The sequence below is a fragment of the Streptomyces sp. NPDC003027 genome (assembly GCF_053591435.1).
The window spans coordinates 27,504-50,340 of sequence record NZ_JBSFTU010000038.1; the positions used below are offsets into that span (position 1 = coordinate 27,504).

Here is a 22,837-nt window from a genome sequence, read left to right on the forward strand (position 1 = left end):
GGCGCCCGTAGACGCCCCGCTCACGTCTGTGCTTCGCGTTACTTGCTGCGGCGGAAGCGGCCAGCCCACCAGCCAGCCAGGTCGACGCCGAGAAGGAACAGGAGCGCCGTCCCGTACCCGACGGCCGCCACAGGGGCGAACACACCGTGGATGGCGCCAAGTACGAGCATGAGAAGCCACGCCTCCAGAGGCGAGAACACGACGAAAATGACTGCCCATCCGCCGGCTTCCATCAGTGCGCGCCTCTGCTGTGCCTTCTCGGCTTCCTTCGCGCGGGCGGCTCGGTACTCCGTGGCAGTCTTGAATGGTTCGGTCATGCGCTCTCCCCCTTCAGTCGCGCGATCTCCCGCGCCTGGCTGATGATGACTGCCTCCAACTCGTCGACGTCGCCGTCCCCGGCACTCCCAGACAACGCCTCCACCTGATAGCGGAGGTATTCGACGTGTCGCTTCAACTCGTCGCGCTCCGCTTCCGCGATCCGCAGATCACGACGGATAGGCGCTGTGTTGTCCTGTCGTTCGGCGAGTGACTTCCAGAGCGTGGCCTGTGCGCGGGCCTCGGTGCACTCACGCTCCAGCTCCCGCGCCCGCTCCGTGGTCATCGCAGCCGCCAGGGAGTCGTAGTCGGCACGCGTCATTCCGACGATCACGCAGTCAAGCGCGTCTTCCGAGCCGCCACCGGACGCACCCAGGAGCGTGACTCCGTCTAGCGCCAGATCAACCGTCCCGTTGCCTTCGTGCCTGATCTCGAACCTCACGCCGCCCTCCGCTGCGTCCCCGTCTGGAACTCCCCGCCGCTCGCGATCGGCTTGCCGACCACGCGCTTCTTCCCCTCCGCCTCCCAGTCGAAGACGCCTCGAAGATGCAGGAATGTCTCATACACCTCGCGGTCGCACTTGATCGGATGGAACGCCCAGCCCTCCGGGCGGACATGGAGAACGGCGCCGCCGGCCATCTCAGGTACAGGGATAGACTCGCCCGTCTGCGCCAGGATGATGCGGTCCGCGTAGCGGTAGGCACTGAGCTGAAGCGCTACCGAGTCGTACACGGCCTTCGACGTCTTCCAGTCAATAACAACCGTTTCACCGTCGACGACGGCGATGGCATCGAAGCTGCCGGCGTAGCTGTGGGTGTCGCTCCAAACGGTCTCCTCCAGGTGAAGAAACTGCGGCTGAACCTCCTGGAGGAACTCCTCGAACCAGCGCACATGCGGCTTGATGTCGCTGTGCACGTGCCTCGGATTGATCCGCTCTCCGCGGGCCAGGCGCTCGAAGAGGTCATGCGCTGCCGAGCCCAGATCGGACGCAGCCGTCGTCTTCCGTCGATGCGCGCTCTTCAGGTAGTCGATGGCGCCCTTCGGGTCCCGCTTGCACAGCTCGGAGACGATGTCCCAGTTGTTGACGGCCGCCTCTGCGGCTTCCTTCGCTGCCCAGAACGTCAAAAAATCCTTCGGTAGCATGCCGCCCACGGACGTCACGCCCGGCACCTTGATGTGCGCGTCGTCCGGGTCTATGTAGAAGCGGCTCCCGCCGCGCTTGATCGTACTCACTCCGGCCATGTGGCCTCCGCCTCGTCGTCGCTTCCTGTGTACGACTTAGTTATGGGGCGCTGGAGGGAGTTTGTTACGCGGGACTTCCAAGATTTTTTCCGGCAGCCTCGTCCGTCCTACAGGTGCCGAAACTGCAAACTAACCCCCTTTTTCCAAAACCCTTAACACATGTCAAGGAAGTTATGAAAAAAGGGGGCTAGTTTGACGGTTTGCACACTGGGAGGAGGCGGCCGGCTGACGTCAGGCGGCGCCGATCATGCCTTTGAGCTGCGCTTACGGGTGTGCCGGCGCAGACGACGAAGGGTCTCCTGCATCGCTGCGAGCTCCTCGTCCAGTTTGGCGCGCTGCCCGTCGGTCATGTGCTCGTCGATGATCTCCGGGCGCAGCCCGTTCAGGATGCTGGCAGATGTGGACGCCAACCGCAGATGGTCGGCTGTGGCCTTGATCGCCTTTGCCGGTACTAGCTCACCGGTGGAGCCGTCGCCTAGGTTGACTACCTCCGCCGCGCTGGTCGCCAGCTTTGCGGCCTTGATGATCTTAGCGTCGACAGCGCGGCTGTCCTGCATGCGCTCCAGCGGCGTAGTGGTCAGCAGGCCGAGCTTTTCCAACTCGCGAGTCGTCAAGGTTCGGCGCAGAAGGTTCCCAATGTGGTACCTGACTGCGTTCTGAACCTCCTTCCTTACACCTGCGTTTGCGTAGATGTCACGCATGATCACGCGGTACTCGTAACTCTGTCCCTTCGGATCATCTAGCTTGATCCTCAAGGCCACCGCCACGGCTGCGATGTTCTTCAGCAGCGTCGTGGGATGGTCTTCGATGCGTACGTACTCTCGGGCGTACGCAGTAGCGCGTGCGACGAGCTGCGCCTCAGACTCCTGCGTCAGCTCTTCCACGTCCAGCGCCGGAAGCGTGCCCGGGTCGACGGAGATCACCTTTCCGTCGCGGAGCGTGCCTACGTCGCGTCCCATGGGGATGCCTCTCAGTACGTGGGGGGTGGCCAGGGTAGGCTACCGCAAGTTATTTGCTCTCGGTAGAGCCTACCCTGACCGGCAAGTGCGCTACTCGGCGGTGAACTCGGCTTTACAGACCCCACACACAATGGGTCCGCACGCTGCCTGTCGTTGGCTGATCCGGAAGGTTCGCGGACGCGGCCTGCACTTGCACCTCAGCGACAGCCGGTGATCCGGCCTGGAAGTGGCCTCTGGGACGGCGAGGTGCCGCAGCTCCAGGGGAATCACGTCGGAAAGATTGGCCAGGTTGACGGCGTACCGGGCCCGAATCTCGTCTGTGAGCTGAAGGTCTGCGTATCCGCGGCTCGCGGAGCGCTTTGCACCCTCTGGCCACGTCAGCCCTAGGTCTGTGGCTGCTTTGGCGTACCGCTGGTTGTGGTAGGCCCCGTGCATCGTCGTGTCCTTGACGTTCCTCCTCCAATTGATCACGTGCGCAGCTTCGTGCAATAGATGCGTCAGCACGGCTTCAGCCCCCTCGTCTAGGGTGGCCGTACTGACTATCAGTCCGGACACAACTTTGGTGGTGTCCTCCGTCCACCGTTCTGGACCGTGGTCAGCGGCCGGCGTGGAAGATGTGACTGCTATGCGCACGTCCGGCAGATCCGGGGTCGTGTGCTGAATACGGGCCCACAAGGCGTCCAGTGCGTGGACTAGTGGGCCGCCGGGTGAGGTCGGCATGGCGAAACCCTACCGCCGGGACGCTGCATCTACGACGGTCCGCTAGTCGCTTGACGGACCTCCCGTGCAGGCAAAAGTCGCTGCACCGCTGGTCACGGCACGTGCCGTAGTCGCCCACGCGGTGCACAACTTTGCCCTTAGCTAAGGCTCCCTTAACTTGCGTCAGGGGTGTGTTCTGTGTTTGGGGCTGTCGGTACGGGGCGTACTCATCAGTAACAAACGAAAAAAGCCCCCTGCCTCGGATGAGACAGGGGGCTCAGGGTCAGTCGACGTCGAACCACGCAAGGCAGGCTTCCAGGTCGACGCCACGGGCTGCGAGGGCGTCGCGCAGGAACTCCCACGGGTCGCTGTTGCTCTTGCTCAGGTTGCACTCGGCACACGCGGGGACGAGGTTGAAGACAGCGTGTGGTCCCGGCGCCTCCTCTTCGTCGGCCGGCCTCAGCGGGTAGAAGTGGTCGACGTGGAGGTCCGTCAGCGGGCCACCGCAGAAGAAGCAACCCCACAGGTCGTGCTCCTCCCAGTCGGCGCGGAGGTCGGCAGGGGTGAAGGGCTCGATGGTGGCGGCTGCCTTACGGGCACGACGTCTACGATTGTGTTCTTGGTACTGGTCCGGCTTCGTCTTCCTTGCCAGCGCCACTCGGCAGTTGCTGGAGCACGTACGGGCATGCTGACGTGATCGGATGGGCATTGGCCTGCCGCACACTATGCATGGTCTGCACTGCGGACGCCGCCTTCTCGACTGTGCACATCGTGTACACACCCCAGCACGTCTACCGGACTTGGGGTATAGCTCACGGTGCGGCGTGTACGCATTGCACACCCTGCACATCTCAGTTTCGTTGATGGTCATCTCTCCTCCTACGCCAAAAGCCCCCTGGCTCCGAAGAACCAGGGGGCTTGGGTGCTACTCGCTGACCGGCGTGACGCGCTTCCTCGTCGACTCCCCCACGAGAAGCGGGAGGGCGACGACGGCCACACCGATGACGCTGTCTGTGATCTCTGCGTCCGCCACAGCGGGGAAGAGGACGGCCACAGCTGCCACGAGTGACAGTAGTGCTGCGCGCAGCCTGACCGGCTCCTGCGCGGCGAAGACCTGAAGCGCGACGTAGATGCGGATACAGGCGTTGCGGAAGAAGTTCTGCATGGGGCCTCTCAGTAGATGCGGGCGTGATGACGACGGGACTCGAAGCGCTCCACCTTTACGGAGAAGTGCTCCACCTCCCTCAGGAAGTGGGCGCGGTCCCCGTCGTTGTGGATCAGGTAATCCGCGTCCTCAGCCGTCAGCGCTCCCTCCGACTCGTGGTCGAGCTGCGGCACGCCAGGGCGGTCGATGTAGACGAGATGGAAGCCAGCGCGACGCAGGGACTCCGCCTCGTTGGGATAGCGGACGTCAGTGATGACAGCCGGGACGCCGGCCTCGTTCGCCTCCTGGACCTTTGCCAGCGCCGCACGAAGCCAGAACTCCGGGTCGATGGCGCGGATGGCGGCGCCGAGCTCCTGGAGGATGCGGCGGACTTCGGGAACGTCGTCCTTCGCAGCCTCCCAACGGGAGTATTCCCCGACGACGTCAGACAGGCGGTAGTCGTCGGTACCTGCGCCGTCTTGCCGCACGACGGGATGCACGATCGGGTCCAGCTTCAGCGCCGCTTCCTTCAACGGGTCCGCGAACCCGATCCTGCGGTACCCGCGGTTATCCACGAGCCACGCGCCGGCCGTGTCCTTACCGACCCTGGCGCGTCCGATGATGCCGACGTTCCCCATGTGTCCTCCTCGATGTGTACGAGTGAGTTATGGGGCGCTGGAGCGAGAATGTTACGCGGACCCTGCTTGATCTTTTACAGCGGCAGGAGCGGCGCCAGGGCCCGCACCATCCACCGGGCGAGCTGCTCGTGCCCGACGTCGGTTGGGTGGACGCCGTCGCCACCGATGGCGGTTGCGACGTTGGCGGACGTGATGAACGGAGACTGCGTGCTGATGACAGCCCCGGCGCCGTTCCGCGTCTCACCCGTGATCAACGAGACGTATGGCAGCCCAGCCGTCTGCGCTTCCGTCTTCAACGTGTTGTCCGTGTTGACGAGGGACGCAGCTGACGATGCCGTTGGAGCAAGTGGGCCGACTACGACGATCTGCGTCGTCGGGAGCGCGGTCTTTGCTGCGGAGTAGAGCGACGCGGCAGCTGCCTGGATCGATGGCTGTGAACCACTGGCGTCGTTGTATCCGCCCTTGATGATCAGGACATCAGGGCTGTACGCGACGACGTCAGCCGTCAGTCGGTCGCCGAAGGTGGCGTACGAGCCCGGCGTGATGTATCCGGTGCCGCCTCGTGCCTGATCCCAGACGTCCGTGATCCCGAGCATCCGAGCTGCGCGGTAGAGCCACGTACCCACACCCTGGCCGCTATTCTGCGAGCTTCCGTCGGTGATGGAGTCACCCAGCGCCATGAAGCGTCCGCCTGCGGTCACGGGGCGCCAAAGCTGGTAGCTCGGACCGATGTAGATCCCGCCGAAGGGGACGCTGAAGAGGTCGATGCGGATGCGTCGCGTGGCAGCGCTGCTGAAGGCGACCTTCAGCATGTGCCCGGACCCCGCCGTCGTCCCTCCGACGCTCACCGGGTAGTTCGTGTTCGGTCGGCCGTCCACCGTCAGCTTGTACGTGGACGCGGCGCTGATGTACTTGAAGCGCATTTCGAAGACGTCAGCCGTGGTCACGAACTCGAAGGCCCACGCCGACTGCCCCGACGCGTAGGTGTGCGGAATCTTCGACGTCGGCAGTGCATAGTTCGTGTCCGGCGACGAGGCGCCGATCTGGAAGTCTGTGGCGCCGAGGAAGAGGAAGTCTCCGCGGACGTCGGATCCTGCAAGCGTCACGAGCGGCGGCGCATACTTCACGGCGCTGGTGATGCTGCTTGTCGTCGTCTGCGTCGTCGTGATCGTCGGCGCGCTACCGGAGTAGAGCGGATCGGCGAGCGCCAGGTCCGCTATGTCACCCCGGCGGACGGCGTGGCGCTGACGGGTCGCGAGCGCCGTCTCAGCGGTAGTCACTCGGCCTTCGAGGGTGCTCAGTCCCGACGCAGTGGCGGCGCCAATGGCTGCGGGAGTGACCTCGTCCACACCACCAGTCGCGTGCGCGGAGGCGTGTGCGCTCGGGTTGCGGTCGTCAGTCAGGCGCGGGTCTGTCGTTGCGACGTAGGCAGCGGTGGCGCGGGTGACCTCGTCGGTGATCTTGCCGTCCGTGTACGCCTGCGCAGCCGACTGTGCGGCAGCCGCCGATCCGGAAGCGTCGGCACCGACGTCTGCGGCGTTCAGTACGACGGCGCCCGTCTTGGTGTTGACCGAGGAGACTGCGCCGCCTCCTCCGCCGGCCAGTGCCGTGCCGGAGCCCCACGCGCCCGCAGCCTTGGGGCCGAAGATGAACCACGTCGACGTGTTGATGTAGAAGTCGCCGTTGTCCCCCGTGCCGGCCGCCGGGTCCGACGTTCCGGAGAGAATTGTCCGCCCGTCCGCACCCGCAGGGCCGGTAATGAGGACGTACTCTCCGTCGTCCGGGTTGGCCGGCGCAATGTCCGCCAGGTCTACGACGGGTGTCGCCTGCGGGAGCATGATGGCGTAGGAGCGCGGGGAGAACCCCTGCATCGTCTCAACGACGTTGTACGCCCAACCAGTCGGCGACATTGCGGTGTTGTCCGTGGCCACGAGCGTGACCGTGAAGGAGCCGCTTGCGTTCAGGGTCACCGTTACGGAGCCGTTCACAAGGGAATCGGCTCCGGACAGCGTGATCAGGGTTGGCGCTGCGATGCGTACTGTCCCCTGGAGCGGCGTTCCGTCGGGGTGGATGTAGCGGCCGGTCAGGGTGACGGTCGCGATTCCAGGTGGCATAGGCATTTACGCGTCTCCTCCAGAATGGGGGCGAGTGATCAAGAGGTGCTCTGCGTCGTGGCCCGCTTGCCACTCGCGGACGCGCGCGACCGACTCGCGGACGTCGTCGATGTCGTCGCGGACGTCGTCGATGCGCGCGTCGAAGCGAGCGGTTACGGCGTCTACGACGTCGGTCACGGCAGCCGTGACCGCATCCCGGGTCGTTACGCCCTCCGCCTCTACGGCCTCGCGCTGACGACGGATAAGAGGGATGTACGAGGCCAGGACCACAGCAGCGGCGCCGATAAGCGCGACGAGGATCTCTGCCACACCATCACGCCTTCACCGAGAAGCCGCGCTTGGCGCCCAGCTTCGTCAGGGACGCGAGACCCGGGATGCCGTCAGCCGCTTGACCTGGCTGACGTCCGCGGTACCCGCAGCGCTCCTGCCACGCGCTCATTGCGTTCTTCGTGAGCGTGCCGTAAGAGCCGTCGGCCGCATACGCCGCCGGAAGGAGGCCCTCTGCCTTCAGCGCCGCTTCCACGATGCGGACGTCCGCCGGGTGCGTCGTCCCGCCCTGCTTTAGGCCGGGGTCCCGACGAGCCGCAGCGATCAAGTTCGAGAGATCGACGACAGGCTTCGTCACTGGCTTGGCCGGCGTAGACGGCTTCGGTGCCGGGGCAGGTGCGGGCGTGTTCTTGGGCGCTGCGCGGAAGATTGCTGCCTTGTCGATGTTGCCCGGGTCCCAGTGATCGTTACCCGGAATGTTGCAGTGTCCGTAATGCCCGCCCTTCATCGCCCAGGTGCTTCGGGGACGGGGCGAGTTGGAGCTGTACGACGTCGCGAGGGCGCCGGCGGGCCAGGTGTCTGGGATGCCCCATGAGCGGATTGCGCGCATGAGCGCCCGGAAGTTCGGGCCGGGCTTCCAGTAGCCCGTGAACGGCTTACCGGCCTTTGCCAGGACTTCGATCTGTATGCAGACGCGCCCAGTTCGGTTCGTCCGCGTCCCACCATCGTTGCGCAAGGCACGTGCGGACTCATTCAGCGGCCCGTACTGACCGAGCCGATCGGTCGTCGGGTCGTAGAGGATGTGTGGCTCGCTGGCGTGGTCGATCAGGTACCTTGCGACGGCGTTGAACGATGTGTTCCCCGCACCGCTCTCCGTCGTGTGCCAGACAGCGCGGCCTGGCGCGGAGGGCGAGTCCATGGGGCCGCCGATGTCGCCGTCCCCCAGCCGCTCCGCTTCCTTGATCCAGATTTCACCCATGGGTGATCGCCTCCAGGGCATAGAAAAAGCCCCGACAGGCGGGGCGAATGGTCTGTGGTGCGTCGACGTCAGGCGACTTCGTACGTGAACTGGACGCGCATTGCGGAGCCGGCTACCCACGTCAGCGGCACAATGCCGGGGTTGATGAGTTCGTTGTCGTTCGTGCGCAGCGCGAAAATCTGCGCCGTCGAAGCGCCCTTCTCCACGATGGCGACGAGGGGGGCCCAAGCGGTTCCGTTGTTGGGCTTGAACACGCCTACCCCCTGCCACCCCGTGCCTTGAGCGCTGATGTTTGCCGCTGGCGCAGGGAGTGACAGGTTGATGGCGCCCGTTCCCAGGCTTGCGCTGGCGCCTGCCGTTAGCACTGCGGTTACTTCCCAGCACTTTCCGAGCTTGAACACTCGCCCCGACGAAACACCATTGGTGTTGTTGGAAAGTCCGGTCCACGTTGGCGTGTACGTTGCCCATGTTGGGACGATTGATACGACGTTCCAGACGCCCCCGTAAAAGATTTCCTTACGCCCCTCAGCAATGAGGAACGTCTCCATCCCCTCAACGGGCTGAGTGACTACTGTTGCGCGTGCGTTGGCGTTGTCGAACACCATGTTGGAGAGCGGAACGGTTTCGTTGACCAGCGCCGAAATCGCCGTCTCAATGTTGGGCGTGTCTGAGAGCTTGGGATATGGAACCTTCTGCTCGAAGGCGTCGTATCCAGGCATGCGGAACCTACCCTTTCCGGGTCAGTAGTTGGCTTCGGTCAGGCAAAGGCCAGTACGCCGATCACAAGCCAATTACCGTCAGGGCTCGTGACGACTGCGACGACGTCGTTCACTGCCGGCGCCGAATAGGAGGCAAGGCGTCGTACACGCTCCACCGCTCCGCGGGCCGTGCTCAGGTCGACTGTGCCGTCCGCGTGCGTGGCGGTTACGGAGGCTAGGAGCCAGCCGGATGCGAGCTGCGTGACGGCGCGCTCTGCGGCTCGCTGCACGGCGTCTACCAGGCGGTTTGTGGCAGTCATATCGCGTCCTCCTTGCCGCTGCGCAGCGTTACGTTGAAGTTTCCGTCTGCCGACAGCGGGATCGTCGCGGCCTGAAGGAGGAAGCGCTCTGGTCGGCCGGAATGGCTGGCGCGGAGTACGTCATTTCCTTCAAGCGCGGGATTCGGAACGCTTTCTACGGACGCCGTGACGTTCGGAGCCACAGCGTCAAAGAGCGCGAATTCAGCGGCCGACTGACATACAGGACTCGTCGTCCACAGCGGGGAAGAAATGAACTTAGTCACCTTCCCGAACGGGCCGCCCCAGCGGGTGGGGCTCAGCGGATCAGTGTCGCGCGCGACGCCGCTTACGGGCGCGTTCCCGGAGGCCGTATTTTCACCGCTGGCCACAACGGCGTTAAACACCGCTGTACGCGACATCGTTCGTGAGGCGGCGATGAGCGTTCCGCCCTCTCCCTCCGCGATGTCCCACGCAACGGGGTCGGTCAGGACATTCGGTAGGTCACGAATTACGAATCGGTTCAGGGCATCGACGTAGATTTCTGCCTGCATGGCGCGTGCTATCTGTACAACGGCTTCCCAACGGTCCGCACCTGCGTCCCAAACTGCGACGGCGCATGTTGGGTTCCTGGCGTCGGCCGTTTGGTTGACGACTGACGCCGTTGGGATCGTTGCGTGGATTAGACCGGTGATCGCGTCGACGCAGCCACCGTATCCCCGCGTCGATGTCGGCTCCTGAAAGGTGTCGTCGATGATGGCAGCTTCTAGGCTCTTCCCTGTCACCGTCACAGGACCGTAAAGAGTGTCTCCGGACGGTTCTTCAACGCGGAATGTTCCCAGCGGGACCATCTCAGTTGTCCCGTCCGTGTATCGAATCCCCCGGGACACGACGAGTTCCTGTCCGTAAACCGCCAGCGGATCCGTGGGGCTCCAAGGCAGTAGCTTGGGATCCGCCACGACGAGGGACAGGTTTCGACGCGTTTTACTTCCGCGGTCGACGGTGACGGATCCGTCCACGATGGGGAGGTCCGGAACCGTCAGTGCCCCGTCGTAGTAGGCGTCGACCCTGACGACGATCCGGTGTGACGTACGGAGAGCTTCGAGGAAGCGCGCACTCACGGGATACATCAGCCGCCCTCCACTCCGGTGTAGACGTCGAGCCAGGAACGTGCGCCGGCCATGACGCTCAGCCAGTCCGTGTGTGCCTCGCGCACGTCGTCCCATGTCCGGTCGGTGCTTCCGGTAGTGCCGCCGACGGGGCGGTCCACCTCGATGAGAGGCACTGACCATGTGCGGTCGGTGTAACGGGCGTGCTGCACGATGTGCGCCTCGGTGACCTCGCCCACCTGGACGTAGACGTCGCGCTCAGCCCACGATGATGGCCACTGGATCAGCAGCGTGGCTCCTGTCTCCAGGAGCCACCACATTTCGCTGAGCTCTTCGGGAGTCTCGGTGACCAGCGTCAAAGTGCCAGTGCGCGAGGTGCGAACGTCGCTGATCACGATAGGCCGAGCTCGGCCGCGGACTGCGTTCACGCCCTGGCGAGCCGATCTCGTCCAGTCCGGCATCGACGCTACGACGGCCGTCGTCTGGCGCGCCGGGACGCCCGGATCCTTCAGGACGACAACGGTTTCTGCCAGCTCGGGCAGGCGGACCGGCTCAGACGTGAAGGACTCGTATGCTCCGTCGTCCATCGTCCAGAGCTTCAGGTAGTAGCGCACGTCGACGCCTAGCTGTGACTCGTAGTCCTCCGCCACTGCCACGTCACCCGTGATCAACTCCTTCGTCATGTCGCCATTGGAGCCACGCACTGGTGTGAGCCGCCCATCCGGGCCCATGCGCCAGAGTCCCCAGTAGGTGTGTCCGCCCGTCGTGAGGCCCTGAAGACTGATCCGGGCGGCGTATCCGCCGGGAATGACCTCCGCTGCCGCCCCCATCCCTCCAGGAGCTACGAGGACGTGGTCCAGATAGAAAACCGAACCTGGCTCTGGGTCGACAACCCGCACCCCGACCGTCATTGACACTGCGTCGGGGGGCGCTACAGCGCTACCACGCGGTGCGTACCACCCGGCCGGCTCCGCCATGGACCACCGGTAGTACGTCGACGACACGACCGCACCATCAGCGGCTCGCCAGGTGAACAGCATGTCCACCATGACAGGCGCGTCGCCGGCTGCGCGGTACACAAGCGGAGCAATCTGGTACGCCTGGCGCGGAGTGACGGGCACACTCCGGGTCATCGAGACCACTGCGTCCGCGCCACCAGATGCGGTGACTTGCAGAGACGCGATGCCCTCGTAGGCCACGGTGGTGGACCTCGCGACTGTGCATCCGCTTACAGCTGTCCAGTCCTGCGCTCCGACCTCGATGCTTTGGGCTGCATAGCCGATCAGCGAGTCAGGCAGCGTCGGCGCTACACGGAGGAGCACCTCGTCGAAGACCCACGGTTGCCCCGCTGCCGTCGCCACGACTTCCAGGACCACGCGAGCGTGTGTTGCCCCGGGCGGAGCCGTTGCCACGACTCCGCATCGAGTCCAGTCAGGGGTGAGTGACGTCCAGGTCTGGGAGCTCGTGCTCAGCAGCGCTCCCGTGGAATCCTGCCACCGAATCTGGATCCGGGCCTCAGTACCGCCCGCCGGGGCGAGTACCTGCGCGCAGCCGAAGTATTCGGTACCTGCCCTGACGGCGAAAGCGTCGACGGTTATGCACCGTGCCAGCCCCGCCTCAGTGGCGGTGAGCTGAAGCGCCCACCAGCCTTCGAAGGAAATCGTACTGGTACGGTCCGTCGTGGCGTTCCAGTTGGCTTGCCACCCCGTGGCGTCCCCCTCGCATCCCTGGACGCTGTAGGGGAGTAGGTTGCCCTCCAGGAGAGCGGGTGGGCCGAAGGTGACGAGGTCCACAACGGCACTGGTGCCCGCCGCCACTCCGTGCACAGTCACCGTGACCGATGCCCATGCAGCGCCGCCTGGTGCCTTCGTGACAAGGATCGGCGGCGGAGTCTTCCACCCCGTTGAAGGAAGCGCTACCTGACCACTCGTTTCAGACCCAAGCGCCATCCCGTTGCCACCCTGTATCGCCGAAAACCAGCGCACAGTTACCGACGCGGTTCGCCCCGCAGCCGTCGCAGCGTTCGCAAAGTAGGCGTACAGCGTGTAGGGACTTCCGCTGGTCACCGAGACCATGGTGACGATGGACGCGGACACCGTGCCGGTGCTGGTGGCTGTCATTCGGAGCGACGCAGCGCCGGCATACGCGTGGGTCGTCGTCCGGGCAACGGTCGTGTTCGATCCGGCGGACCACCCGCTTGCGTCCGTCTCCATGCTGGATACGGACGCTGGTAGCAGATTCGTGCTTACGCTCATGCCGCACCCCAGGCGGTCGGCTCGCCGCGCCGTGGCAGAGTCCGCCCGTTAGGAAGCGGCTCCACCGGCGGCGCGGTGTACACGGGCGGATCGCCGCCCTGTTCAGGGGTGGGGTCTGGATCGACCGTCGTCGGTGTGCTCTCGTCGGCCGTCATCGTCAGACCCACCTTCCTGTTTCGAGCGCCATGGCAGCTTGCGTGTCGCGCACCTCGATTCGGGTGTCGACGATGTCCGTGATCTCGCGATCACCGACGTAGACGTGAACGTCGGCGTGGATCTCTGTCGGGCCCGAGCCTCGTCCCGCGGACGCGCGGAGGGTGTCCCACTGCGCGGAGGTGAACACGGGCTCCGGCTTCCCGGTTCCGTTGGCTACGAGGGAGAGCCCCTGCGGGAGGTAGCCGCCGTCGTCGTACCAGCGGGGCGATCGGGACAGCCACTTCGCGTATGCGGCGGCGGGAGATCCGTAGTCGGGACGATCCTTGATGTACTGAAGTCCCCACTTGATCTGCGTCGTAGGGTTCGTCCGCCAGTCGGAGCCGGCAGCCGCCATCTTCGACGCCGGGAGCGCCTGCGGGATTCCGTAGGCGCCGCTGGACGGGTTCGTCGCGTTCCAGCGCCAGTTGGACTCGCCCTCCCATAGCTTCTTCAGCGGGCCGAACTGATCCGGGCCCCAGCCGAAGCGGGAGAGCATGTTGCGGGCGTAGACCTGAGCCGCTCCAGCAGCTTGAGCGCTGAATCCGGCGCCTGCGCCGCCTCCCCCGTTCAGGTATTGCATAGGGTCGACGGACGCGCCGTTGCGCCGCGCCTCCAGGTGGAGGTGAGGCCCAGTGGTGTTGCCCGTCGCGCCGACACGGCCGATCGTCTCGCCCTGGCCCACGGTCTTACCGACCGACGTCAGGATCTGCGACATGTGCGCGTACAGCGACGACAGGCCACCACCGTGGTTGATCTGCACGTGGTTGCCGTACGGGCCACCGCCCTGCGCCAGGCTGACTCGTCCGCCAGCCACGGCTCGGATGATGGTTCCAACGGCTGCGGGGAAGTCCAGTCCGGTGTGTCGGCCGGACGACCACATGGAGCCGCGCTGCCCGTATGGGGTGCCGTAAGGAGCGTCGACGGGCTTGACCCAGGCTCCCAGACCGCTTCCTCCACCGAAGCCAAGGACGTCCATGGCCTTGTTCTTCAGGGAGTCGAGCATCTTCCCCGGGAGCTTGGCCATTTCGCGGGCCCATGGATTTGTGAGGATCGACTGCATCTGATCCGTCATGATGTTCTTCGCGCTGCGGAAGACATCGAGCGGGTTACTGAAGAAGTCGGCGGTGTCGCGCGCCTTGTCCTTCAGCCATCCGACGATGCCACCCTCCGCGAAGCCCTGGAACGAGCTCAGCGAACGCCCGGCCATCGCAGCCTTATTCACGGCGTAGAGTCGCGCACGCTCGTACGGATTACGCATCGCCTCGGCGACGTAAACGCCTTCGCCACGTCGCATGGGGACGAGCTGATCGTCCCCATCCCTCCACGAGGAGGAGCCCGGGAGGACGCCACCACGGGCGAACCCTCGAAGGTCGAGAGCCTTCAGCTTCTTCACGCCCGTGATGTCGGCGACGCGATTCCACAGAGGGACAATTCCACCGTTGTAGACGTGCTCCATGATGAAGCGAACAGGCTTCTTCGCGATGTCCTGAACCTGATCCCACGCCTTCTTAATGGCTGACTTGCCATCCTCGAAGGACTTGCTGACCAGCTCGATTCCGCGGCGGATGTTGTCGAACGCAGGCTTGATGGCCTTCTCGTACAACCACTTCGCCTTGTCCCCGATGAAGCCGAAGACCGGGCGAAGCACGACTTCCCACAGCCACTTACCTGCGGCTGCCAGAGCGTCGAACTTCTTCTTTATATCCTCGAAGGCCGGCTTGACGGCGTTCCGCCATAGCCACATAGCCAGCGCGCCAATGTCGGCGAAGGCTGGCGCCAGTACCGTGCGCCAGAGCCACACAGCGACGGCGCCGATGAACCGGAATGCTGGACCGATCGCCTTCTCCCACAGCCACATCCCGATCACGCCCAGTGCCTTGAAAGCCAGCCACGCGGGGAGGAGAAAGAGGGTTACAAGGCCGGTGAACAGGTACTTCGCAGCCGTCCCGATGAAGCTGAACGTCGGACCCAACGCATTGTCCCAAAGCCATACGGCGATCTCGCCGACCTTCTTCATCAGCCACCAAATGCCGTTGAAGACCGGCTTCAGGATGGTGTTCCACATGAACGAGATGGCCTTACCGATGGCATCGGCCACGAAGTCGACCGTGTTCCTGAACCAGTCCCAGTTGTTGTAGGCGTAGATCACTGCCGCAACGAGGAGACCGATTACGAGCACAATGGCTCGGATTATCGGCACGATGCCCGTTGCGTTAAGCGCTACTGCCCAGCCTGCCGTGGCAATCGTCGCAATAATCATGACGCTCTGGTACAGAACCATGGCTGCCGCGAAGGCTGCCATTCCGAGCGCCACCGCTTTCTGAGCGGCCCAAAGGGCCCACAGTGTGATGACGAGTTCCGGCATGTTCGTGGCGAGCCACGACACTGCCTCAAAGACGGGCGTCAGGACTGCCATCAGCACTTCGGAGACAGGAGCCATAGCCTGCGAGACGTCGAGTGCCGCCGTAAGGACTTCACGGAGGAAATCCCCAAGCCCCGGAGCTGTGTCCTTCACGTACTGGAGGAATCGCTCAAAGTCGGGGCTGCCCTTGAGGCTCGTCCCCCACTTCGCGAACCGCGCCGTAATGGAGTCCGAGCGGCTGGCAATTCCATCCATATGCGGAAGAAATGCGTCGATGACTCCGGCAATGCCCTTGATCACATTCCCGAAGGCGACGCCGAAACCGACTACCGCCGGCTCCACGGACTCCTTCAAGTCCGCCTTGAAGCTCACCCAGAACGGAGTCTTGAGCTGCGCTGATGCCTTGTCCATCAGCGTGCCGATTCCTGCGGCTGCGCCGATGACCAAGGGCGTCAGACCGGGCAGGGAAGCCTTTGCCCCGTCGACAGACCGTGTGAAGATCGGGAGGGTGTGTGGTTGAAGGCTCTTCTGCCATGCGTCGAAGGCGCTCTTGATGCCCTTGGGGCCTGCGATCGAGTCGAAAAGGTCGCGCTGCGCGGGCGTCAGTTTGGCAAGCGCCCGCTCGTACTCCTGCTGCTTCGTGAGCGCCTTCGACGTTGCGGAAACGCCGGAGAGACGCGCAGCAGCTACAGCCCGCTCCGCGGACGCGATCGACTCCGCTGCGGCCGTCTGCGCGCTCGCTGCGTTCTCCGTGGCGTCAGCAACCCGCCGCTGAGCGTCGGCGACCTCTTGTGCCGCCTGAACCTGCGCACGTGCGGAGGCGCGCTGAGCGTCGGCTACCGACTCGGTCTCGTTGCGCACCTTCTGCTGTGCGTCAGCCAGGCGTTCGGCAGCGTCCCGGACAGCGTCGCTACCGTCGACACCGGCCTTACGCTGGCGCTCCGCCTCCTTCTTCAGGTCGGCGAAGTCTCGCTTCTGCTGAGCGGCGTGGAGCTTCGCCTCGTCGGCCGCTAGCTGAGCGCGCTGGCGCTGGAGTTCAGTCGCCTTCGGATCGGACATGACGCGCTGGAGTTCCAGTTGAGCTTCATGGACCCGGAGGGCCGCGTCCCGCTGGTCTAGCGCGCCCTCTTCGAGCCTGGCGTTAAGGTCTCGCAGCTGGCTGGCGGCGTCCTCGCGTGCCTGTGACAGATCCTCTTCCGCCCGCAGCGCCTCACGCTTGGCGTCGACAAGGGATCGCTCCGCACGCTCAACCGCCTCAGCCGCTTGACGTCGCTGGTCGGCAGCACGGAGCGTGGCCTGTGCGACGGCGCGTTCCGCGTCCTCCACGGCCCGGTTCGCTTGCGCGACGGAGCGTGCGGCGTTTCGGTGAGCGCTCGCGAGCGACGCCTGAGCGCCGGCGAGCTGCACCGCGCGAGAAGCACCCTGCGCAGCCGCCGCGGATCCGCGACTAGCTGCGTTCGTGGCGTCCTCCTGCGCGGCCGTCTGCGCCTTCATGGCGTCGGTCACGCCCTTGATGGCGGGGACTGAGGCGAGCGCAAACGCGCCGATCCCTGCGCCGGCGGCCGTCGCCATGGAAACGATGCTTCCGAGCCCAGCCGCAATGACGGGGCCCATGGGAATCGCCGTCAGGGCGAGCATCTGGATACCGAGCGAGATCAGTGCGGAGCGAGCGCCTGCGGTATCGATGTCGACATCGAGGTCCACGTCCGTCGCATCGACGGCCGCAATCTCCGCACGGAGCTCCGCAAGTGCCGCACGAGCCGTCGCCGTGTCAGCCCTAACCGCGATGTTGGGGTGCGTGGCGCCGAGACGCTGAAGCTCGGCATCGATACGCCGGACTTCCGCTTCTGCGGCTGCCACGTCGACGTCAACGCCGATGCGCTTGTTGGACAACGTCTCCATGCGAGCGCGCAGGCGAGCAAGCTGGGCGTCCACTCCCGTATCAGAGAGCCGCACGTCCAGTTTCGGCATGGCCTTGAAGGCGGCTTCCAGCTTCGTTCGCAGCGAGCGCGCGAAGGCACCACCCGTTTCCGAACCCTGTCGGGTTGCGGCCCGCTGTGCGGCCTGGCCACCCTGCACGATCGCCTGCGGAATCGCCACGACAATGTTGTTGGAGATCGCCTCCCCCATGCGCTCGCCAGCCTCGCGGCCGACGCGGTCTGCAATGGGAAGGACGATCGCCTTCAGCTTGTTGTGAAAGTTCGGTGCGATCGGTACGACGTCGACGGCTGCACCACCGACGATGTCCAGGTCTGGCATCACGCCTCCTGCGGCTGGGTCCTCAGCCGCGGGTCTAGCGCGCGGCGCTGCTCGGTGGAGAGCCGCTTACGGCCCCCGCTAGATGTGGGTGGGATCCCCGGTCGCGGGGTCGGCTTGAAGTCGGGCGGCTTACCGCCTGCGGCTGCAATGGCCACTAGCCGTAGCTTCGTCACCTCGTCCTTCACGGACGCGAGCAACATCTCCACGCCGCTCCACTGGCCTTGATCCGGGCGGTACTCCCCCGTCACCGCTTCCAGCTCCCTGGGATCTATCGCGTTCCTAATGGCCGTCTTCGTCGCCGACTCCGGCGGTAGATGGTCGATCAGGATGCGCAGCCGGCGAATCGACATGCCTCCGCGGTAGACCTCCAGGAGGTCGATACCGCGGACCGCGAGATCGGCCTCTAGCGCTTCCGCGTGCTCCGTCGCGATGTGGAGCGTGCGCCAGACTTTCCCGGGGTCTCTCCGACTGCCTCCATGGCGGAAGCGGTGAAGGCGTTGATCTCGTCGAAGGTGGCGTCCAGCTCTACGAAGGTCTCGTAGTCATCCTCGTGCAGGACGCCGGCCGCCCACGTGTCGTAGTCGCCCTCTCGCAGTGCGCGGAGGTACGACGGGCGCCACCGGTTGACGGGCTTTACACGGAGGTCGACGTCGACGAGCTTCGCAACGCCATAGGTCTCCGTCGCCTCGTTCTCCTGCGCCTCAGCGGGGGTCATTTCAGTCATGCGCGCGGGTCTCCTTCATCTACATGTAGGTCTGGTGCGCGGGTCGTTGTAGTTCTGTTTTTGTGGATGAGCGGAGCCCCGGACCCGCGCGGTACAGGGCTCCGCTGGTCATTACGGCGCCGCTGGGAAGAAGCCGGAGACGTCAACGCTGCCGTAGTCGATGGACCGGGTAACCGCAGGCAGGGTCAGACCCTTGTAGAAGGTGAAGGTCATCTGCACGGCCCACACGTCCGTGGTCTGCGGCTGCTCTTCGCCACGAGCCGTCACCTTGCCGTTGGGCATGAACAAACGATTGCGCTTGTCCCCGTCGACCGTGTCGAAGACGAATCCGTACCTCAGGTCAGCCGGCTTATCCGGCATGCCGTACGAGACGACGCCGTCAGTGGGCTCCAGAGAGGCAACCGGAACGTTGTCGTACAGGGCACGCACCAGAGGGTTGATGGCCTCCTGGAACGTGACCTGCATCGTCTTCGTCGACCGAGTCATCAGCGTACGAATCGGCTCCAGCGAGCCGGCCGCCTGGACGTCCGTGGATTCGTCCTCGATGCCGAACGTACCGCCGTCCGTCGTCACCCAGCCCATGCACTGCCAGGGCGCCGCAGGGTCAGCAAAGCCGGTCGGCGACGCAGTGTTCAGCGGGGCGACGTAGACAAGAAAGTCAGATGCGCCGAAAGTCAGATCGGCATTGCGGGTGTCCGCCATGAGCCCTCCAGGGCATGCGAAAGACCCGCACGCCGTTCGACGTCGGGTCGGGGATTCAGGGGGTTACGCGGGCCGGAGGCTCACGGTGTACGTGGCGCCGCGACGGTGTACGGATTCGTTCGCCCACGGCTGGCGCGAGGGACCGGCGTCACAGCGGATGCCGCTGATAACTGCACCGTTCACCGGGCCGCGGAGAAAGAGGAGCGCGTCCCGAATCGCGTTGGACAGAGTCCGCGCCTCGTCGGCCGTGGCTGCGAAGACGTCGACGGCCACGCGCGGGTGACCACGGAATCGGGCGTCGCCGCCGCCGATGCGCTCCACGCGCACGACGGGTAGCCGCTCTTCCAGGTCGGCGGGCGTCTCAGCGCAGCCGAAGACACCTGGAAAGGTTGCCTCCACCCACGGGGCCAATACAGCCTCTACGTCAGCCAAGGTGCGCCCCCTTCATGGCGTCGATCGCCTTCTGAAGTGGTGCGTAGCGCGGGACTCGTCCGTCGCCCTTTTCCACGCGCCAGGCGTGGAGAGCCGTGTTGACTAGCCGGGCGCCGGGGCGCATTCGGGGCTTCCCGCGGAAGGGAACGTTCTTGAAGATCGGGACTACGTCGAACGACGCCTTGTACAGGCCCGGGTGCCGGTCCTCTTCCGGATCTCCGACGGGGGACGCGGCCTCTGCCAGTGCCTTCATCTTCACAGCCGCATCGCGGCAAGGCTTCTGAAGCCACGGGCGTTGAAGCATGGCGCCGATACCGGAGTACCGGCCGTGGTACTTCGAGCGATATGTAGCCATCAGCCGGTCACCTCCTTGAGCTGCGCCTCGATGTGTGCGAGGGACGTCAGCGGAAACTCCAGAGGCCAACCAACGACCTCGTACCGTCGTCCCCGGTGCAGAACTCTGTCTGCGGGACGAACATCAGTGCCGATCGGCGCGTTGAGGATGCGCCGCGTCGTGACGGTCTCGCTGGCGTTGTGCTCTTCCGATGATGAGCCCACGGCCACGCCGTAGGGGCTCATGACCGTGGCGTTCTGCACCGTGAAAGTGACCTTTGGGCCTGGGACATACGTTCCGGTGGAGTCGCGTACGGGCGCCCCGTCCCGCTCGATGACCAAGCTGTCGGCCAGAAGCGACGCGATCAGACTCATGCGGGCCGCCACACGGTCACGGGCGCTTCGACGCTCTCACCTGCGATACTGAGCATTCCGGCGCCGGACGCCATGCCGACGGCCTTGCGCAGCCGGCGCCGCTCGTCGTCAGAGAGGACGACGCCTGTCTCGGAATCGGCGTATGACTGGAGCATTCCGCCAGCTTGCTCGCTGCGAACACCACTCGGGTTGGTCAGAATCCGTGCGGCAACGAGGAGCGCTACGGACTTCACGCCTCGCTGTGGGGGATCTGCAAGCCGGTCCCCCACCTCGATGTAAAAAGCCCCCTCCGTCAGGTCATGCGCCAGTGCGCATTCATCGTCCGTCAGCGGCCGCTTCAGGAGCGTGCGGAGCTCAGTCGCCGTGAACAGGGTCATCCGCAGCCGCCTTCCGTCGCGCTGGCGTGCGCTTAGCGGCAACCTTCTTCACAGGTGCGGTTACCGGAGCGGGGTCCGCCAATCGATTAGCGGACGGCGGCGCCTCCGCCCACGCCTTTGGGTTTGTGATCTTCGACGCGGCCCACGCTGGGACCTCGTCGGCGGGGCCGAACACGTGGCTCGCACCCTTGTCGTCCGTCACGTGGACGAACGTAGCCAGCTTGGCCATGCGTCAATGCCTCGCGTTTCTGATCAGAGGACGTCGGCGACGAAGGTCAGGTCCGGGGCCGCTACAACGGGAAGGGCGATGGCAGTCGCGCGGGTCCACACAGTCTGTGGGTCCTCGCTCTTGTAGGCGCCTACAGCGATACCCGCCTCGTCGCCAGCCAGGCCGTAACGCGGGTCGTCGGCTTCGACCGGCACACCCCACAGCGTCTTGCCCGCAGCGTCGCCCTGTTCGGGAAGGAAGAGGATCTTGTCCTCCGGAGTAACCCGCGTTGCAACACCAGCCACAGACACCTTCGCGTCGTAGATCACGACGGGCGGGATGTCGAAGTCGCCCAGAACCGCGTTCAGCGCGTCGCGCGTTAGAACGGTCGGAGACGTCGACGCACCGGAGAACGCCAGCTCTCGAAGCTGCTTGTTCCGGCGCAGGAAGTTGTAGATCTTCCGCGACATCAGCGTGTACGACGGCAGGGTGCCGTTCGTGTCGGTGTAGACGTCGAGCCACGCCTGAAGATCGGTGTAGACGGTCGCGGTCTCGGTGCTGCTCCACAGCGTTCCAGCCGTGACGCTGTGCGCCGACTTGCGGCCGAAGTCCACGCCGGCCTGGACGTTGTTCTCGTTCAGGTTCACGGACGCGTTGAAAAGCGCCTCGCCCCGGGCAAGCTCGATTCGGGCCGCGATCATGCGGGTTAGGCGGATGGAGTCCGCGAGCATAGCGTCCCGGATCTCCTCCTTCTGCGAGTCGACGTTCCGGCGGACGATTCGCTCGTATTCACCGACCGGCATCTTTCGCGAGATGGGCGGCAGTTCGCCGCTCACACGGGCGCCGCCTGGCCGCGCGCCGATGTCCGACTCAGCGTCGTACGCCCGGAAGACGGCCGCCTCAGTGAGGCCACCTCCGCCCTTCGTAAAGCGGTACGTCAGGTCGTTGATCGTGTCGTTCGGAAGCCATCGGGAGAGACTGAATTCGTTCTCGTCCCGATCGGCCTCCGCCGCTCGCGCGTAGCCGGTCAGCTCCGCCGGAGTGGCGTACTCAGTAATGAGCTGCATGCGTCAGTACCTCTCAGACGAAGATGATGCGGCCGGCGACGTCGGTCTTTCCGGCGGCGTCGACGGTGACGGGAAGCTTCGCCTCGCGGATGAAGCAATGAATGAGCATCGAACCGACGACGGTCGTAGCCCCGGCCTTAACGTCGACGCCCGTGAACAGGAAGCCCACAAGGGTCTGACGACCGTCGGTCGCGCCGTCGCTGTATGGGCCGTACTTGCCCGAAGCGGTGATCTTGCCCAGCGGAATGCCGCTCTTCAGGTAGCCGCTCGGGTAGTGGGTACCAGCCGTGAACGTGGTGACGTCCAGAGTCGCGCCCACCGGAGCGTCGGTGCCGTGGGCGGACCCCAGCCAATCCCGACGGTCCTGCGTGAAGCTCTCAGTCTTGAGGCTGAGGTCCATGTGTCCTCCGTAGAAGGGTGATCAGTTCTTGCGCGGGTTGCGCTCGCGCCACAGGTCCGCGCCGGCCTGTGTGGTCTTGCTGCCGCCCACGTCGACCCCGCGGGGACCGCCGGATCGGTGAGCGCCAGATCCGGCGCCGTCGTTCGTGCCCATAGAGCCGAAAAGCTCCTTCAGCGCCTCCGCGTCGGCTTCGAGCTCTTCCTTCGTCGAGCCGCGGAGCCGCTCTGCCTGTGCCGGGGTAAGGCCCTTCTCGGCCGCGACCCTGATACGCAGCGCCTCTGCGACGGCCGCGTCCCGGGCAGCCTCAGCAGCCACGCGCGCAGCCTCCGCGGCGTCCTTCTCCGCCTGGATCCGCTGTGTCTCGGTGAGCTGCTCGTCCTCGATGCGCTTCAGATCGGCATCTCGCTGGCGCAGGCGCTCCAGCTCCGCAGCATCAGGTGCCGCCTTCGCAGCCGTCTCGTGCTTACGGGCGTGGTGCTTCCAGTACGCAACCTGATGCTCGGGCGTCATGTCGGACGTCGGCGTGTTGTCCGGGTAGCCGTGCTCGTTGAGCTGCGGCGTGTTGACACCACCGCCACCACCGGTACCGGGCTCCACCTCGTAAAGGGTCCAGGGGTCTGCGGCGAAGGTCAGAAGATTGCGGCGGGCAAGAGTGCGCTTGGGCATGCTGAAGGTCCCCTGTCGGGAG

Annotated in this window: 25 protein-coding genes; all 25 read right to left on the bottom strand. The window is 65.1% G+C overall.

Going from position 1 to position 22,837, the window contains the following annotated elements; genetic code table 11:
* Positions 1-38: 38 nt before the first annotated feature.
* The gene (locus ACWDX6_RS24110; RefSeq protein WP_451486968.1) at positions 39-317 is read right to left on the bottom strand and encodes a hypothetical protein; all 279 of its coding nucleotides are present in this window, start codon (positions 315-317) and stop codon (positions 39-41) included.
* Entirely contained in the window at positions 314-757 is a 444-nt protein-coding gene (locus tag ACWDX6_RS24115) for a hypothetical protein (protein WP_451486969.1), read from the bottom strand. The genes ACWDX6_RS24110 and ACWDX6_RS24115 overlap by 4 nt, the downstream gene beginning before the upstream one ends.
* On the bottom strand, positions 754-1,557 hold the full coding sequence (locus ACWDX6_RS24120; RefSeq protein WP_451486970.1) for a hypothetical protein: 804 nt from the start codon (positions 1,555-1,557) through the stop codon (positions 754-756). The genes ACWDX6_RS24115 and ACWDX6_RS24120 overlap by 4 nt, the downstream gene beginning before the upstream one ends.
* A 245-nt stretch (positions 1,558-1,802) precedes the next feature.
* Entirely contained in the window at positions 1,803-2,516 is a 714-nt protein-coding gene (locus ACWDX6_RS24125; RefSeq protein ID WP_451486971.1) for a hypothetical protein, read from the bottom strand.
* A gap of 982 nt (positions 2,517-3,498) precedes the next feature.
* Complete coding sequence (locus tag ACWDX6_RS24130; protein ID WP_451486972.1) at positions 3,499-3,873, bottom strand: HNH endonuclease; 375 nt, start codon at positions 3,871-3,873, stop codon at positions 3,499-3,501.
* Positions 3,874-4,140: 267 nt separating this feature from the next.
* On the bottom strand, positions 4,141-4,380 hold the full coding sequence (locus tag ACWDX6_RS24135) for a hypothetical protein (protein WP_451486973.1): 240 nt from the start codon (positions 4,378-4,380) through the stop codon (positions 4,141-4,143).
* Positions 4,381-4,388: 8 nt separating this feature from the next.
* Complete coding sequence (locus ACWDX6_RS24140; protein WP_451486974.1) at positions 4,389-4,997, bottom strand: deoxynucleotide monophosphate kinase family protein; 609 nt, start codon at positions 4,995-4,997, stop codon at positions 4,389-4,391.
* A 74-nt stretch (positions 4,998-5,071) separates the two neighbouring features.
* Positions 5,072-7,111: an SGNH/GDSL hydrolase family protein gene (locus ACWDX6_RS24145; protein WP_451486975.1), complete on the bottom strand. Its 2,040-nt coding sequence runs from the start codon at positions 7,109-7,111 to the stop codon at positions 5,072-5,074.
* 6 nt (positions 7,112-7,117) lie between these two features.
* Positions 7,118-7,420, bottom strand: a complete 303-nt coding sequence (locus ACWDX6_RS24150) for a hypothetical protein (protein ID WP_451486976.1) — start codon at positions 7,418-7,420, stop codon at positions 7,118-7,120.
* A 4-nt stretch (positions 7,421-7,424) separates the two neighbouring features.
* Positions 7,425-8,357 (bottom strand): peptidoglycan-binding domain-containing protein, encoded by a 933-nt coding sequence (locus ACWDX6_RS24155; RefSeq protein WP_451486977.1) that lies wholly within the window; start codon positions 8,355-8,357, stop codon positions 7,425-7,427.
* Positions 8,358-8,425: 68 nt separating this feature from the next.
* A complete protein-coding gene (locus ACWDX6_RS24160) occupies positions 8,426-9,076 on the bottom strand; it encodes a hypothetical protein (RefSeq protein ID WP_451486978.1) in 651 nt (216 codons plus the stop codon).
* A 38-nt stretch (positions 9,077-9,114) separates the two neighbouring features.
* A complete protein-coding gene (locus ACWDX6_RS24165; protein WP_451486979.1) occupies positions 9,115-9,375 on the bottom strand; it encodes a hypothetical protein in 261 nt (86 codons plus the stop codon).
* Complete coding sequence (locus ACWDX6_RS24170; RefSeq protein WP_451486980.1) at positions 9,372-10,481, bottom strand: DUF5047 domain-containing protein; 1,110 nt, start codon at positions 10,479-10,481, stop codon at positions 9,372-9,374. Before ACWDX6_RS24170 ends, ACWDX6_RS24165 begins: the two co-directional genes overlap by 4 nt.
* A complete protein-coding gene (locus ACWDX6_RS24175) occupies positions 10,481-12,673 on the bottom strand; it encodes a hypothetical protein (RefSeq protein WP_451486981.1) in 2,193 nt (730 codons plus the stop codon). The genes ACWDX6_RS24170 and ACWDX6_RS24175 overlap by 1 nt, the downstream gene beginning before the upstream one ends.
* Positions 12,674-12,872: 199 nt before the next feature.
* On the bottom strand, positions 12,873-17,531 hold the full coding sequence (locus ACWDX6_RS24180; protein WP_451486982.1) for an aggregation-promoting factor C-terminal-like domain-containing protein: 4,659 nt from the start codon (positions 17,529-17,531) through the stop codon (positions 12,873-12,875).
* Positions 17,531-17,881 carry a hypothetical protein gene (locus ACWDX6_RS24185; protein ID WP_451486983.1) on the bottom strand — a complete coding sequence of 117 codons (351 nt, stop codon included), beginning with the start codon at positions 17,879-17,881 and terminating at the stop codon, positions 17,531-17,533. Before ACWDX6_RS24185 ends, ACWDX6_RS24180 begins: the two co-directional genes overlap by 1 nt.
* A gap of 53 nt (positions 17,882-17,934) precedes the next feature.
* A complete protein-coding gene (locus tag ACWDX6_RS24190; protein ID WP_451486984.1) occupies positions 17,935-18,255 on the bottom strand; it encodes a hypothetical protein in 321 nt (106 codons plus the stop codon).
* A gap of 111 nt (positions 18,256-18,366) precedes the next feature.
* Positions 18,367-18,957 carry a phage tail tube protein gene (locus ACWDX6_RS24195; protein ID WP_451486985.1) on the bottom strand — a complete coding sequence of 197 codons (591 nt, stop codon included), beginning with the start codon at positions 18,955-18,957 and terminating at the stop codon, positions 18,367-18,369.
* A 63-nt stretch (positions 18,958-19,020) separates the two neighbouring features.
* Complete coding sequence (locus ACWDX6_RS24200) at positions 19,021-19,389, bottom strand: hypothetical protein (protein WP_451486986.1); 369 nt, start codon at positions 19,387-19,389, stop codon at positions 19,021-19,023.
* Positions 19,382-19,744, bottom strand: coding sequence for a hypothetical protein (locus ACWDX6_RS24205; protein ID WP_451486987.1), 363 nt, complete (start codon positions 19,742-19,744; stop codon positions 19,382-19,384). Before ACWDX6_RS24205 ends, ACWDX6_RS24200 begins: the two co-directional genes overlap by 8 nt.
* The gene (locus tag ACWDX6_RS24210) at positions 19,744-20,097 is read right to left on the bottom strand and encodes a hypothetical protein (protein WP_451486988.1); all 354 of its coding nucleotides are present in this window, start codon (positions 20,095-20,097) and stop codon (positions 19,744-19,746) included. The genes ACWDX6_RS24205 and ACWDX6_RS24210 overlap by 1 nt, the downstream gene beginning before the upstream one ends.
* The gene (locus tag ACWDX6_RS24215; RefSeq protein WP_451486989.1) at positions 20,094-20,474 is read right to left on the bottom strand and encodes a hypothetical protein; all 381 of its coding nucleotides are present in this window, start codon (positions 20,472-20,474) and stop codon (positions 20,094-20,096) included. The genes ACWDX6_RS24210 and ACWDX6_RS24215 overlap by 4 nt, the downstream gene beginning before the upstream one ends.
* A gap of 252 nt (positions 20,475-20,726) precedes the next feature.
* Positions 20,727-21,749: a major capsid protein gene (locus ACWDX6_RS24220; RefSeq protein ID WP_451486990.1), complete on the bottom strand. Its 1,023-nt coding sequence runs from the start codon at positions 21,747-21,749 to the stop codon at positions 20,727-20,729.
* Positions 21,750-21,762: 13 nt separating this feature from the next.
* Entirely contained in the window at positions 21,763-22,149 is a 387-nt protein-coding gene (locus tag ACWDX6_RS24225; RefSeq protein WP_451486991.1) for a head decoration protein, read from the bottom strand.
* A gap of 21 nt (positions 22,150-22,170) precedes the next feature.
* Positions 22,171-22,815, bottom strand: a complete 645-nt coding sequence (locus ACWDX6_RS24230; RefSeq protein WP_451486992.1) for a hypothetical protein — start codon at positions 22,813-22,815, stop codon at positions 22,171-22,173.
* Between the last annotated feature and the right edge of the window lie 22 nt (positions 22,816-22,837).